Origin of the sequence: Castellaniella daejeonensis (assembly GCF_039523555.1) — a bacterium.
Taxonomy (GTDB): Bacteria; Pseudomonadota; Gammaproteobacteria; order Burkholderiales; family Burkholderiaceae_B; genus Castellaniella; species Castellaniella daejeonensis.
In genome coordinates this window covers 62,192-74,203 of the sequence record NZ_BAAAFN010000004.1, presented here as the reverse complement: position 1 = coordinate 74,203, position 12,012 = coordinate 62,192, and the positions used below count along the sequence as shown (strand labels likewise).

13 protein-coding genes are annotated in these 12,012 nt (G+C 66.9%); 3 read left to right on the top strand and 10 right to left on the bottom strand.

Going from position 1 to position 12,012, the window contains the following annotated elements:
- Positions 1–145 precede the first annotated feature (145 nt).
- Complete coding sequence (gene gabD / locus ABD022_RS00590) at positions 146–1,600, bottom strand: NADP-dependent succinate-semialdehyde dehydrogenase (RefSeq protein ID WP_325125611.1); 1,455 nt, start codon at positions 1,598–1,600, stop codon at positions 146–148.
- A 149-nt stretch (positions 1,601–1,749) separates the two neighbouring features.
- On the opposite strand from gabD, the gene ABD022_RS00585 reads away from it, so the two are divergent.
- Positions 1,750–2,535: an IclR family transcriptional regulator gene (locus ABD022_RS00585; protein ID WP_343819533.1), complete on the top strand. Its 786-nt coding sequence runs from the start codon at positions 1,750–1,752 to the stop codon at positions 2,533–2,535.
- 294 nt (positions 2,536–2,829) lie between these two features.
- Here the strand turns inward: ABD022_RS00585 and coq7 are convergent, their stop codons facing one another.
- Genes coq7 through ABD022_RS00555 form a run of 6 tightly spaced genes read right to left on the bottom strand, consistent with a single transcriptional unit; the run spans position 2,830 to position 7,693 of the window.
- Positions 2,830–3,510, bottom strand: a complete 681-nt coding sequence (gene coq7 / locus ABD022_RS00580; RefSeq protein ID WP_325125754.1) for a 2-polyprenyl-3-methyl-6-methoxy-1,4-benzoquinone monooxygenase — start codon at positions 3,508–3,510, stop codon at positions 2,830–2,832.
- Between the two features lie 39 nt (positions 3,511–3,549).
- On the bottom strand, positions 3,550–4,161 hold the full coding sequence (locus tag ABD022_RS00575) for a hypothetical protein (protein ID WP_325125615.1): 612 nt from the start codon (positions 4,159–4,161) through the stop codon (positions 3,550–3,552).
- Positions 4,158–4,790, bottom strand: a complete 633-nt coding sequence (locus ABD022_RS00570; protein WP_325125617.1) for an SCO family protein — start codon at positions 4,788–4,790, stop codon at positions 4,158–4,160. Before ABD022_RS00570 ends, ABD022_RS00575 begins: the two co-directional genes overlap by 4 nt.
- 19 nt (positions 4,791–4,809) lie before the next feature.
- Positions 4,810–5,391: a c-type cytochrome gene (locus ABD022_RS00565; RefSeq protein ID WP_343819530.1), complete on the bottom strand. Its 582-nt coding sequence runs from the start codon at positions 5,389–5,391 to the stop codon at positions 4,810–4,812.
- Positions 5,388–6,017, bottom strand: coding sequence for a cbb3-type cytochrome c oxidase subunit II (locus tag ABD022_RS00560; RefSeq protein ID WP_325125621.1), 630 nt, complete (start codon positions 6,015–6,017; stop codon positions 5,388–5,390). Before ABD022_RS00560 ends, ABD022_RS00565 begins: the two co-directional genes overlap by 4 nt.
- A 2-nt stretch (positions 6,018–6,019) precedes the next feature.
- Positions 6,020–7,693 (bottom strand): cbb3-type cytochrome c oxidase subunit I, encoded by a 1,674-nt coding sequence (locus tag ABD022_RS00555; RefSeq protein WP_325125623.1) that lies wholly within the window; start codon positions 7,691–7,693, stop codon positions 6,020–6,022.
- Positions 7,694–7,910: 217 nt separating this feature from the next.
- On the opposite strand from ABD022_RS00555, the gene ABD022_RS00550 reads away from it, so the two are divergent.
- On the top strand, positions 7,911–8,333 hold the full coding sequence (locus ABD022_RS00550) for an OsmC family protein (protein ID WP_325125625.1): 423 nt from the start codon (positions 7,911–7,913) through the stop codon (positions 8,331–8,333).
- Between the two features lie 50 nt (positions 8,334–8,383).
- Here the strand turns inward: ABD022_RS00550 and ABD022_RS00545 are convergent, their stop codons facing one another.
- The 3 genes from ABD022_RS00545 to ABD022_RS00535 form a co-directional block, all read right to left on the bottom strand.
- Entirely contained in the window at positions 8,384–9,355 is a 972-nt protein-coding gene (locus ABD022_RS00545; RefSeq protein WP_325125627.1) for a thymidylate synthase, read from the bottom strand.
- On the bottom strand, positions 9,352–10,170 hold the full coding sequence (locus ABD022_RS00540) for an HpcH/HpaI aldolase/citrate lyase family protein (RefSeq protein ID WP_325125629.1): 819 nt from the start codon (positions 10,168–10,170) through the stop codon (positions 9,352–9,354). The genes ABD022_RS00545 and ABD022_RS00540 overlap by 4 nt, the downstream gene beginning before the upstream one ends.
- A 74-nt stretch (positions 10,171–10,244) precedes the next feature.
- Positions 10,245–11,012 (bottom strand): crotonase/enoyl-CoA hydratase family protein, encoded by a 768-nt coding sequence (locus ABD022_RS00535; protein ID WP_325125631.1) that lies wholly within the window; start codon positions 11,010–11,012, stop codon positions 10,245–10,247.
- A 104-nt stretch (positions 11,013–11,116) separates the two neighbouring features.
- Here ABD022_RS00535 and glyQ point away from each other — a divergent pair, with 104 nt between their 5' ends.
- Positions 11,117–12,010: a glycine--tRNA ligase subunit alpha gene (gene glyQ, locus ABD022_RS00530; RefSeq protein ID WP_325125633.1), complete on the top strand. Its 894-nt coding sequence runs from the start codon at positions 11,117–11,119 to the stop codon at positions 12,008–12,010.
- Positions 12,011–12,012: the final 2 nt, after the last annotated feature.

The following is a 12,012-nucleotide window of genomic DNA, read 5'->3' as shown; positions in this document are numbered from 1 at the left end:
TTGGAGGCGTTCAAGTGGATCCCGTTGAGCAAAACGAGATTATCGGCCAATTTTGTAACCTGTGGTGCAGCGCAGCGGATACAGATGCAACAAAAGGGCCACGCGGGAGTGTCCGCCCGCGTGGCCCTGCCGGCGAGTCAGGTGATCAGATGCCGCCCATGCACAGGTATTTGACGACCAGGTAATCGTCGAGCCCGTAATGGGAGCCCTCGCGCCCCAGCCCGGACTGCTTGACCCCGCCGAAAGGCACGGCCTCGTTGGAGATCAGCCCGGTGTTGATGCCCACCATGCCGTATTCCAGCGCCTCCGCCACACGCCACACCCGGCCGATGTCGCGGCTGTAGAAATAGGCCGCAAGGCCGTATTCGGTATCGTTGGCCATGCGAATGACGTCGGCATCGCTGCCGAAACGGAACAGCGGGGCCAGCGGGCCGAAGGTTTCCTCGCGGGCGAGCCGCATCGTGGGCAGCGCATCGGCCAGCACCGTGGGCTCGAAGAACGTGTGCCCCAGCGCATGGGGCCGTCCCCCGGTCAGGATGCGCCCGCCTTGCGCAACGGCATCCGCGATGTGCTCCCGGACCTTGGCCACGGCGGCCTCGTCGATCAGCGGCCCCTGGGTGACGCCTTCTTCAAGGCCGTTGCCGACCCGCAGCCTGCCGACGGCTTCCACCAGCTTCCGGCTGAAGGCGTCGTAGACCGAATCCTGCACGTAGAAGCGGTTGGTGCATACGCAGGTCTGCCCGGCGTTGCGGTATTTGCTGGCGATGGCGCCTTCCACGGCGGCATCCAGATCGGCATCGTCGAACACGATGAAAGGCGCGTTGCCGCCCAGTTCCAGGGACAGCTTCTTGATCGATGGGGCGCACTGGCCCATCAACAGCCGCCCGATCTCGGTCGATCCGGTGAACGAGACCTTGCGCACGAGCGGGCTGGAGGTCATCTCGCCGCCGATGGCGGGGGCGTCTCCCGTCAGGACGGAAAACACGCCCGGCGGCACCCCGGCCTCTTCCGCCAGGACGGCCAGGGCCAGGGCCGAGAACGGCGTCTGCTCGGCCGGCTTGACCACCAGCGGGCAGCCCGCCGCCAGCGCGGCGCCCGCCTTGCGCGTGATCATGGAAGAAGGGAAATTCCAGGGCGTGATGGCGGCGCACACGCCAATGGGTTCCTTGGTGACGACGATCCGGCGGTCCCTGGCAAACGTGGGAATCACGTCGCCATAGGCTCGCTTGCCTTCTTCGGCGAACCATTCCAGGAAGGCTGCGCCGTAGGCGATCTCGCCCCGGGATTCGCTCAGGGGCTTGCCTTGTTCGGCCGTCATGATCACGGCCAGGTCCTGGGCATGCTCGGTCATCAGATCGAACCAGCGCCGCAGGATCGCCGCGCGTTCCTTGGCGGTCATGGCGCGCCAGGCGCCCCAGGCCGCCTGGGCGCCCTCGATGGCACGGCGCGTCTCGGCCGCGCCCATGTCGGGCACGGTGCCCAGGATCTCGCCCGTGGCCGGATTGCGGACGTCGAAGGTAGCGGCGGAATCCGCATCGCACCATTGACCATTGATATAGGCCTGCTGGCGAAGCAGGTCCGGTTTTTTCAATGCCAGCATGCTTGTGCTCCGTTTGATCGTTCAGTATAATGAACGACGTTTGCTTGAATGAACGCAACGATGATACTGGCCGGCACGGCCGGGCGTCAATCCGCCGGCATGGCGCGTGCCCGGCGCATCCCTTCCGCCGCCCCTGCGATGATTCCCCGATGAACACCGACAAGATACTTGCGCCGGCCGTCGCCCGCGCCTCGGCCGTGCTGGACCTGCTGGCCCGCACCGGCCGCCCCGCCACCCTGGCCGAACTGGCCCGGGAATTGCAACTGCCCAAGAGCAGCCTGCACGGCCTGTGCGCCACGCTGGAGCACCTGAACCTGATCACGCGACTGGACGGCGGCCAGATGGTACCGGGACCGCACGTGATGATGTGGGCCAATGCCTTCATGGCACGGCTGGACATCACCCAGGAATTCTTCGCCTCCTGGGACGACATGCGCGTCCTGCCGGAAGAAACCATCACCCTGTCGGTGCGCGACGGCGCCGAGGTCGTCTACATCGCCTGCCGCAACGGCAAGCACCCCCTGGGGCTGCGGTTCCACGCCGGCATGCGCCTGCCCGCGGTCTATACCGCCACCGGCCTGGCCATGCTCAGCACCCTGCCCGATGCCGGCGTGCGCAGGCTGCTGGATGGCCTGTCCGGCGGCTGGCCCGCCCCCCTGACCGATCACGGCCTGCGCGATACCGAATCGGTCATCGCCGAACTGCGGCAGATCCGCCAGCGGCAGTATTCGATCGACCGCGAGGCGGTGCGCGAAGGCATGTACTGCTTCGGGGCACCGGTCTTCGATTCGCGCAATCCCGAAGCCGTGGCCGGGGTCGCGGTCAGCATCCGTTCGCTGGAAGCCAATCCGGCGCTCGAAGAGCGCGCGGGGCAGGCCATCCGCAAGCTGGCCGACCGGCTGTCCGAGCGCCTGGGGGCCTGGAGAGCGCAATAGAAAGGGCCGCCCGGCACAGGCAAAAAAAAGCCCAAGATCCGAAGATCCTGGGCTAAATCCACCAAAGGAGGAGGGTGGAGGAGACAACCGTGGCATGTCGGGCTACGAGGAACCTGGGGTTCCGAGCCGACGTGATTAGGGGTTTTCCCGCTGCAATCACGTTTCGACATCCGATAAGCAAATTATATAGAAGAAACTTGCTGCGATGCAAGATCAATTTGTTGTCAATAGACAATACCCTGGGCTTTGTTGTGTTTTGATCACAAAGCAGGGTAAGTCCCTAGCCCGCCAGGCTCAAATCCGATAGGCGGTGGTCGTCATGATCTTCGACATCAGCCGCATGGCGCCCCGGACGGGCGCGGGCAACGGCACCGCGCCGTGGTCCTCGGCGGTGGTGCGGTGGCCGATCTCGTCGTCGCGCATCTGGGTCACGATGCGCCGCGAACGCTGGTCGGGGTCAGGCAATGCGGCCAGGTGGCCGTCCAGGTGTTCCTCGACCTGGCGCTCGGTCTCGGCCATGAAGCCCAGGTTGTAGGGGATTCCCGCGCGGCTGGCGGCCAGCCCGAGGCCGAACGACCCGGCATACCACAGGGGATTGAGCAGGCTCGGGCGGCTGCGGAGTTCGTCCAGGCGCTGCCGGCACCAGGCAAGGTGGTCGACTTCTTCTTCGGCGGCCCGCAGCAGCACGCGGCGGATTCCCTCGTCCCGGCACAGCAGTGCCTGGCCCCGGTACAGGGCCTGGGCGCAGATCTCGCCCACGTGGTTGACCCGCATCAGGCCGGCGGCATGGCGGGACTCGGCATCGGTCAGCGCGGGATCGTCGGCCGCCGCCGGACCCGCGGGATTGGCCCGCTCGTGGGGCACCGTGCCATCCAGCACCTGCAGGGCGCGGCCGGCCTCGGCCAGGATCGCATCCAGCCTGCCCATCCTGCGGCGCCAGCCCGAAGCCGCGGCCCGTCCGCGCGCAGGTTCCATGGCCGTCTCGTGCATCACCTGTTCCATGAGAAATCCTTGTCAACGGTTGAGGAAGCGCCACACCGGCTTGAGCTCGGCCAGCAGCCAGCACGACGGCAGGACGATGGCCAGGGCGATCAGCCCGCGGCCCGACCAATCCTGGTCGTCCTGCAGGTAGGCATTGCACAGGCGGATGGGCTGATCCAGGTAGATCATGCCCACGATGGCGCTCATCCAGCAGAAATTGCCCAGGAAAAAGAGCTTGATGACGACGTTGGATCGCCGCAGCGAAGCCCGCAGCACCCAGCCGCAGACCGGCAACCCCAGGTACTTGAACGCCGCCACGCGCCAGTCCGTCAGCGCATCGTCCAGCGCCTTGGGAATCATCCAGCCCGCGCCGACCAGGCTGACCAGCAGCAGGCCGGGAATACCGTATTCATTATAGGACCAGGCCGGGCGCGGCCGGCCGGCGGGATCCCGGTTCCGGCCGGCGTGCCAGGCCTGCTCGGCGAACAGTCCCGCCAGCACCAGCAGGGGAATCTGGACCAGCATGTGCAGGCTCATCAGCGCCGTCAGCCAGCCGCGCAGCGCCAGTGCCAGGCCCAGGCACGCCAGTGCGGCCACCCCCCACCCCCACCAGGGCAAAGATCCCGAACGGCCGGACATGCTCATGGCTGGCCTCCCCTGCCCGCCGCGGCCAGAGCCTCGGCGGCGGACAGTGCCAGGCCCGGATCATCCAGATCGAAAATGCGCACCAGCCGGCCATCGGGCGACACGACGTGGAAGGCTGCGTTGTGCTCGAATTCCCCCAACGGCGCGGGCACGACCGTGATGCCGAACAGATCCAGCACGGCATCGCGTTGGGCAGGCTGCGTGAAGGACATAAACTGCCAGATGCGGGAGTCGGCACCCATGCGGGCCGCATAGCGGATCAGGTTGGGTGCCTTGTCGCGGGCGTCGAAACTGATGCTGATCAGCCGGATGCGGTCCTGCAGGCCGCGCGCCTGGATCGCCTGCTGCAGGCGCTCGGTGAGCGAACCCTGCGCCAGGCACAGCGCCATGCAGCGCGTATAGAAGAAATTGACGATGGCGACGCGCCCGTCGCGCTCCAGGTCCTGCCGCAGATCCAGGACCCCGCCGTCCTCGGCCAGCACCTCGGTAGCGGGAATCGCCCGGGGATGACGGGCCACGTCCTGCCGGCGCGCGGCCTCGGCCGTCAGGACGGTGAAGCCGCCGGTCAGGCCGTACAGCGCACCAGTGCCGGCCGCCAGGGCCAGGACCAGCGCAAGAATCCAGCGCACGCTGCCGGCCCTGCGAAGGCTATTCGCCCAGCAGGGGGCGCAGGTCCTCGTCGCCCTTCCAGGGCTCTTGCTGCCCCTTGGTTTCCTCCCGGACCTGGGCGACCGTCTTGGCATCGGTCGCCGAAGCGGTGTTGCCGAAGCTGGAGCGCACATGGGTCACGAGCGCGGCGATCTCCTCGTCGGAGAACTTGGAGAAGTTCGGCATCTCGCCGTTGTACTTCACGCCCTCGACCGTCAGCGGGCCATGGATGCCATGCAGCAGGATGCGGATCATGACGCCCGGATCCTTGGCGTCCACCCATTCGGACTTGGACAGCGGCGGGAAGACCCCCGGCACCCCGGCACCGGTGGCCTGGTGACAGGCCACGCAATTGGCCGTGTAGAGCTGGCCGCCATCGGCCGTGGCCGGCACGGCGAAGTCGGCCGCCACGCGGTCGTCGCCCAAGGACGCCGGCATCGGATTGAAGCTGCTATACAGGTGATACACCGCCCACAACAGCAGCAGGCCGATGACCGTCAGCACGATCTTGGGGACCGGACGGCTGCCCTCGTGGGGTTCGGGCTGCTCGCGGCGCTGCTGGTTGAATAGGGAATCGCTCATTGCTTGGCTCCTTCACTGCCGGCTTGCTGGGGCAGTTCGGGCAACTGCACGCCGGGTTTGACCGGATAGGTGTGATCCAGGCCGATCAGGTAATCCACCAGGTCCAGGGCATCCTGCGTGGCGACCACGACCTTGCCGGCCGGCGCGAAGCTGGGCGGCAGGTTGACGACCTTGTCGCCGGGTTCGGCCTCGTCCTTGAGCTTGAACAGGAAGGGGAAGGACGGCATGTTGCTGCCCGGCGTGTAGGCGCGCGGCTCGTACAGGTGACCCAGGTTCCAGTCCACGCTGGGCTGGCGGGCGCCGATGTTGAACAGATCCGGCCCGGTGCGCATGGTGCCCAGCAGGTGCGGGTGATCGTAGTAATAATCGCCCGCGACCGGCGCGCGGCCCCAGCCACGCTGGAAGTCCGGCGCCTGCGACTGGCTGCGCGGCTGCTGCGAATGGCAGTAGACGCAGCCCATCTCGATGTAGACCTGGCGCCCGCGCAGTTGCTGTTCCGTATAGGGTTTCAGGCCTTCGGAAGGCTGCACGTCGGACAGCTGCATGTAGGGCAGCACGACCAGGGTGGCGGTGGCCAGCGCAAGGGTCACCATCGCGCCGCTGAGGAGTTTGTATTCGCTTTCCATGATCAGGCACCTGCAATCGCCTGACGCTCAGGCATAGAGTTACGGTTGTGCAACAGGGCGGGACCCACGCGGCGCGTGCCGTAGCGCAGGGCCATCAGCACGAAGTGCGCGGCGAACACCAGATGGCCCAGGGTCATCATGGCGCCGCCCAGCGTACGGCCTTCCAGGTAGGGCATCGTGACGCGCACGGATTCCATGAAGGGCTTGGTCGCATCCAGCATCGCCAGGCCCTGCAGCCAGCCGCCGATGGACAGGCTGACGACGTAGATGCCGATGCCCAGGGCCACCAGCCAGAAATGGACGATGATGAGCTTCGGGTGCGGCCATTCCCAGGACATGACGCGCGGCATCACGAAATAGATGGCGCCGAACATCACGATCGAGAAGAAGGCATACAGCCCCAGGTGGGCGTGGGCCACGGTGAAGTGGGTGAAGTGCGCCACCGTGCTGACGCTGCGCAGGGCTTCGAAGGAGCCCTCGATGGAGCTGACGGTGTACATCATGGCGCCCAGCACGATGAAGCGCAGCGTGGGCGAGTAGTACATGGTCTTGAAGTGGCCGCGCATCGTCAGGTGCTGGTTCACCGAGAAGGCCATCACGGGGATGATCATCATCATGGACTGGACGATCGACAGCGTGATCAGCCAGTGCGGCACCGGGCCGCCGACCAGGTGGTGGCCGCCGACCTGGCCGTAGAAGAAGGCCAGCGCCCAGAAGCCGATCAGCGACAGGTTGTAGGACTGGATCGGCCGGCCGATGATCTTGGGCAGGAAGTAGTACACCGACGCCAGGGCGATCGGGGTGTAGTACAGGCCCAGCACGTTATGGCCGAACCACCAGTTCATGGTGGCCTGCTCGACGCCGAAATGCACGCCGGGCATCTTGCCCACCAGATACAGCACCGGGAACCAGAACAGCGCCGCGCCCATGTACCAGATCGACACGTACAGATGCTCGACCTTGCGGTTGCGCAGCGTGAACACCAGCGGCAGCGCGATCAGGGCGCCGCCCAGCACCAGCAGGATGCTGATCTGCCAGGGGATTTCCAGCCATTCCAGGCCGTCGTTGATGCCCACGGCGATGCTGCCCAGGCCGGCGATCAGGCCGGCATTCCACAGCATGCAGCCCAGCAGGGCGAAGCGCCCGCCGTACAGGCGGGTCTTCAGCAGGCGCGGCAGCATCCAGATGGCCACGCCGAAGGCCGCCATCGGACACCAGCCGTAGGCCACCATGTTCAGGTGCAGCGTGCGCGTGCGGCCGAAAGTCAGCCAGGCGTATTCCGTCAGGAATTCGGGATTGTGCAGCTTGATCGAGCTGATCAGGCCGAAGGCCGAGGCCAGCACCAGCCAGACGATGGCACAGCACAGGAAGGTGAAGGTGACGTAGGCGGTCGACTGATCGGCTTCCAGGCGCGTGGCGAGTTCCTGCTTCAGCTCGCCCGCGAGCGACGGATCGACGACGGCCTTGCCGCCATCGGTGACGACCTTCTGCAGGCCGGCGCGTTGTTCCGGGGTGGCGGACGGATCCTCGACGTGGCCGATCTCGCCGGTGGAGAAGATCACCCCGGCGGCCTCGGGATTTTCGTCGAACATGTTCCGCCGCAGGGACCAGATGAAGACACCCAGCCCGGTGACGGATAATATGAAGGTCAGGAGTAATACGGTGACGGTATCCACGGCGCTTCCGATGAAAGACAAGAGAGGCGCGGGGCCCGGAAATCGGGCCCCGGCAACCTGCTATTGTAGGCATAGAATTGATCTATGATAAATCTGAGCGCCATTTGCAAGCCTGAATTACCCTAATTCGAATACGGGCATGACGCCCGCCCCCGCTGCCGCACGCCCCTCCCGGGGCAGCGGATTTTCCAGGCCATCCACAGGAACAAGACTCACCATGGAATGCACCATCGACTGGCAAGGCCCCGAGGGCATGCTGTTCATTTCCCGCACTGGCAGCGGGCACGTCCTGGCCATGGACGGCGCCCCCGACGGAGGCGGCCGCAACCTGGCCCCCCGCCCGATGGAAACCGTGCTGACCGGTGCCGGCGGCTGTGCCGCCTACGATGTGGTGCTGATCCTGAAACGCGGCCGTCATGCCGTGACGGGCTGCCAGGTCGCCCTGACGGCCGAGCGGGCCGATACCGAACCCAAGGTCTTCACCAAGATCCACTATGCGTTCAAGGTCACGGGACGCGACCTGCCGGCCACCGCCGTGGAACGCGCGGTGGAACTGTCGCACACGAAGTATTGCTCGGCCATCGCCATGCTGGAAAAGACGGCCGAAATCACGCACTCGATCGAGATCGTCGCGGCCTGACGGCCGCCCACCGCCAGGATTCCCGGCCGCCACCGCGCGGGGCCGGGGCCCTACACCGCCATCGGTGCCGTCAGCGGCGGATGGTGACGGTAGTCTTCCAGGGAAAAATCGCCCGGCTCCAGGCGCTCCAGCCATTCCGGCTCGTAGCGGCCGGTTTCCGCGTACGCGGGAATGCGGTCCGCAAGGCGCAGGCGCGGCGCCGGCAGCGGATCGCGGCGCAGCTGCTCGCGCAGCATGTCCACGTGCGTTTCGTAGATGTGCGCATCGCCGATGAAATACGTGAACCAGCGCGGCTCGTAGCCCGTCAGGCGCGCCACCAGGTGCGTCAGGGCAGCGCCTTCGGCCAGGTTGAACGGCGTGCCCAGCCCCACGTCGTTGCTGCGGATGTACAGGCACAGCGACAGTTCGCGGGTGGTCGGGTTCGCCAGGAACTGATACAGCAGATGGCAGGGTGGCAGGGCCATTTCCTCGAGCTGCGCCCAGTTCCAGCCATGGAACAGGATGCGCCTGCTGCCGGGATCGCGGATCAGCGTATCCAGGCAGGCGCGCAGCTGGTCCACAGCCTTGTAGAGCAGCACGTGCGGCTGCCCCTGGTCCATGACCGGGCCGATCAGGCGGTAGCCCTGCCCTTGCGCGGCCTCGATGCGATCGGCCGCGCCGGCCGGCAGCAGCTTGTAGGCCGGCCATTGGCGCCATTGCACGCCGTACACCGGCCCCAGGTCGTCGGGGCCGTCGCGCCAGGGACTGTCGAGCCAGGCGCGGTTCTCGTTGGCGTTCTGGTCCCAGACCCGGCAGCCCAACGCGCGGAAATCCGCGGCGCTGTCGGCGGCCCGGAGGAAACCGACCAGCTCGCCCATGGCCGACTTGAAGGCCAGTCGCTTGGTCGTCACGGCGGGAAAGCCCTGGCGCAGGTCGAACCGCAGGCAGGCCCCCGGCAGGCTCAGGGTGCGCACGCCGGTGCGGTTGTCTTGCCAGGCGCCCTGCTCGAAGATCGAGCGGACCAGATCCAGATAGGCCTTCATGCGGATTGTTCCAGAACGCGGCGGGCCCGTTCGATGAGGGGCAGGTCGATCATGCGGCCGTCCAGGCGGAAGGTGTATTCGCCGGTGGAATCGGCATGGTCCACCACCCGCCGCGCCCAGTCGATTTCCTCGGGCAGCGGCCGATAGACGCGGTGCACCACCGGCACCTGGACCGGATGGATGCACAGCATCCCGCCGAAACCCATGTCACGCGCGAACACGGCCGACCGTTCGAGGGCGTCCAGGTCGGTGAAGTCCGGGTGCACGCAGTCCAGGGGCGCGCACAGCCCGTGCATGCGGCTGGCCGCGAGGATCCGGAAGCGGGTCTGGTCCAGCATGAAGCGGGCGGCCTCGGTGCCCGGCCGGGTGCCGAACTCCACCATCAGGTCGAGGATGCCGAAGGACAGCCGCGCCACCCCATGGGCCTCGGCGATGGCGTCCAGCGCCCGGAGCCCGGCGGCGGATTCGATCACCGGGATCAGGGGCTTGCCCGCGCCGGACACGCTGTAGACGTGCTCGGGCGCCTGCGCCTTGGGCAGGACGATGCCGACGATCGAAGGCAGCGACCGGCACAGGGCCAGGTCGTCCTCGAACCAGGGCGTGGTGCCGTCGTTGATGCGCACCCACAGGCGATCCCCGGGGTGTCCGGCGGCATGGCGCGCCAGCGCTTCGCGCGCCTCGGGCTTGGCCTCGGGCGCGACGGAGTCCTCCAGGTCGACGATCACGGCGTCCGCGCCGCTGGCGACTGCCTTGGGTATGCGTTCCGGCCTGCTGGCCGGGACGAACAGCGCCGAACGCATCGATGTGTCACGCATGGAAATACCCCTTCCGTTCAAGTTCGTTGCTCATCCGCATGATATCGGCAAACGAAACCGGCCGTCCCCGGGCTTCACCGCCCCTTCCAGACCGGAGGACGTTTCTCGGCGAACGCGGTCGCGCCCTCGCGGGCGTCCTCGGAGGTGAAGATGTGGGCGATCAGGGGGCGCTGGCGGTCGAACATTTCGTCCGGGCGCCAGTTGCGCGATTGCGCGATGACGGACTTGGCCGTGCGCACCGCCAGCGGGCCGTTGGCCGCGATGGTGCGCGCCATGGCCAGGGCCTCGTCCAGCGCCGCGCCGGGTTCGGCCAGGCGGTTCACCAGGCCCAGCTGGTACAGGCGCTCGGCGCCCAAGGCCTCGCCCGTGAGCACGGCTTCCATGGCGACATGGTAGGGAATGCGCGCGGGCAGGCGCAGCATGCCGCCCGAGCCCGGCACCAGGCCGCGACGGACTTCGGGCAGGCCGAAGCGGGCGTCGCGCGCCGCCACGACCAGGTCGCACGCCAGGACCAGCTCGCAGCCGCCGGCCAGTGCATAGCCTTCGACGGCAGCGATCAACGGCTTGGCGGGCGGCTGCTCGCACAGCCCGGCGAAACCGCGCTTGCCCACGTACGGGCGCTGGCCGGTCGCGGCAAAGGCCTTCAGGTCCATCCCGGAGCAGAAGTTTCCTCCCGACCCGGTCAGCACGCCCAGGTGCAGGTCCGGATCGCTGTCCAGCGCATCCAGGGCCGCCGCCAGGGCCTGAGCGGTTTCCAGGTTGATCGCATTGCGCGCCTGGGGCCGGTTGAGCTGCATGACCAGCACGCCATCCAGTCGCTGCACGTCGAGGCAATCGCTCATGTTTTCTCCGAAAAAAGAGAAGTGGATAAAATGGCCGTTCCGGACGCGGCCCCTGGCCGCGTTCATCGGACGACACAACCTTCGCGGGCCTGGCCCGCCACGCCATGCTCACATTCCAACAACTGATTTTATCGCTCCAGCAATATTGGGATCGCCAGGGGTGTGCCCTGCTGCAGCCCTACGACATGGAAGTCGGGGCCGGCACCTCGCACACCGCCACGTTCCTGCGCGCCATCGGCCCGGAACCCTGGCGCGCGGCCTACGTCCAGCCCTCGCGCCGCCCCAAGGACGGGCGCTACGGCGAGAACCCCAACCGGCTGCAGCACTACTACCAGTTCCAGGTCGTGCTCAAGCCGGCGCCGCTCGACATCCTGGACCTGTACATCGGATCCCTGCGCGCGCTGGGCATCGACCCGCAGCAGCACGACATCCGCTTCGTCGAAGATGATTGGGAAAACCCCACGCTGGGCGCCTGGGGGCTGGGGTGGGAAGTCTGGCTCAACGGCATGGAAGTCACCCAGTTCACCTATTTCCAGCAGGTCGGCGGTCTGGACTGCAACCCGACCATGGGCGAAATCACCTACGGCCTGGAACGCCTGGCCATGTACCTGCAGGGCGTGGAATCGGTCTACGACCTGGTCTGGACCCGCGGACCGGACGGCACCCCCGTGTACTACCGCGACGTGTTCCACCAGAACGAGGTCGAGCAGTCCACCTACAATTTCGAAATCGCCTCCACCGCCATGCTGTTTGCCCACTTCAACGACTACGAGGCCGAGGCCAAGCGCCTGATCGAAGTCCCGCTCGCCCTGCCCGCCTACGAGACCACGCTCAAGGCCGCCCACACCTTCAACCTGCTGGATGCGCGCGGCGCCATCAGCGTCACCGAGCGCGCCACCTACATCGGCCGCATCCGCACCCTGTCCCGCGCCGTGGCGCAGGCCTACTACGATGCGCGCGAACGTCTGGGCTTCCCCATGCTGCGGGAGGTCGCGTGATC

Bases quoted from the DNA above. Each gene is read 5' to 3' on its own strand.
- gabD (WP_325125611.1), bottom strand. From the start codon at position 1,600: ATGCTGGCATTGAAAAAACCGGACCTGCTTCGCCAGCAGGCCTATATC.
- ABD022_RS00585 (WP_343819533.1), top strand. From the start codon at position 1,750: ATGAACACCGACAAGATACTTGCGCCGGCCGTCGCCCGCGCCTCGGCC.
- coq7 (WP_325125754.1), bottom strand. From the start codon at position 3,510: ATGGAACCTGCGCGCGGACGGGCCGCGGCTTCGGGCTGGCGCCGCAGG.
- ABD022_RS00575 (WP_325125615.1), bottom strand. From the start codon at position 4,161: ATGAGCATGTCCGGCCGTTCGGGATCTTTGCCCTGGTGGGGGTGGGGG.
- ABD022_RS00565 (WP_343819530.1), bottom strand. From the start codon at position 5,391: ATGAGCGATTCCCTATTCAACCAGCAGCGCCGCGAGCAGCCCGAACCC.
- ABD022_RS00560 (WP_325125621.1), bottom strand. From the start codon at position 6,017: ATGGAAAGCGAATACAAACTCCTCAGCGGCGCGATGGTGACCCTTGCG.
- ABD022_RS00550 (WP_325125625.1), top strand. From the start codon at position 7,911: ATGGAATGCACCATCGACTGGCAAGGCCCCGAGGGCATGCTGTTCATT.
- ABD022_RS00545 (WP_325125627.1), bottom strand. From the start codon at position 9,355: ATGAAGGCCTATCTGGATCTGGTCCGCTCGATCTTCGAGCAGGGCGCC.
- ABD022_RS00540 (WP_325125629.1), bottom strand. From the start codon at position 10,170: ATGCGTGACACATCGATGCGTTCGGCGCTGTTCGTCCCGGCCAGCAGG.
- ABD022_RS00535 (WP_325125631.1), bottom strand. From the start codon at position 11,012: ATGAGCGATTGCCTCGACGTGCAGCGACTGGATGGCGTGCTGGTCATG.
- glyQ (WP_325125633.1), top strand. From the start codon at position 11,117: ATGCTCACATTCCAACAACTGATTTTATCGCTCCAGCAATATTGGGAT.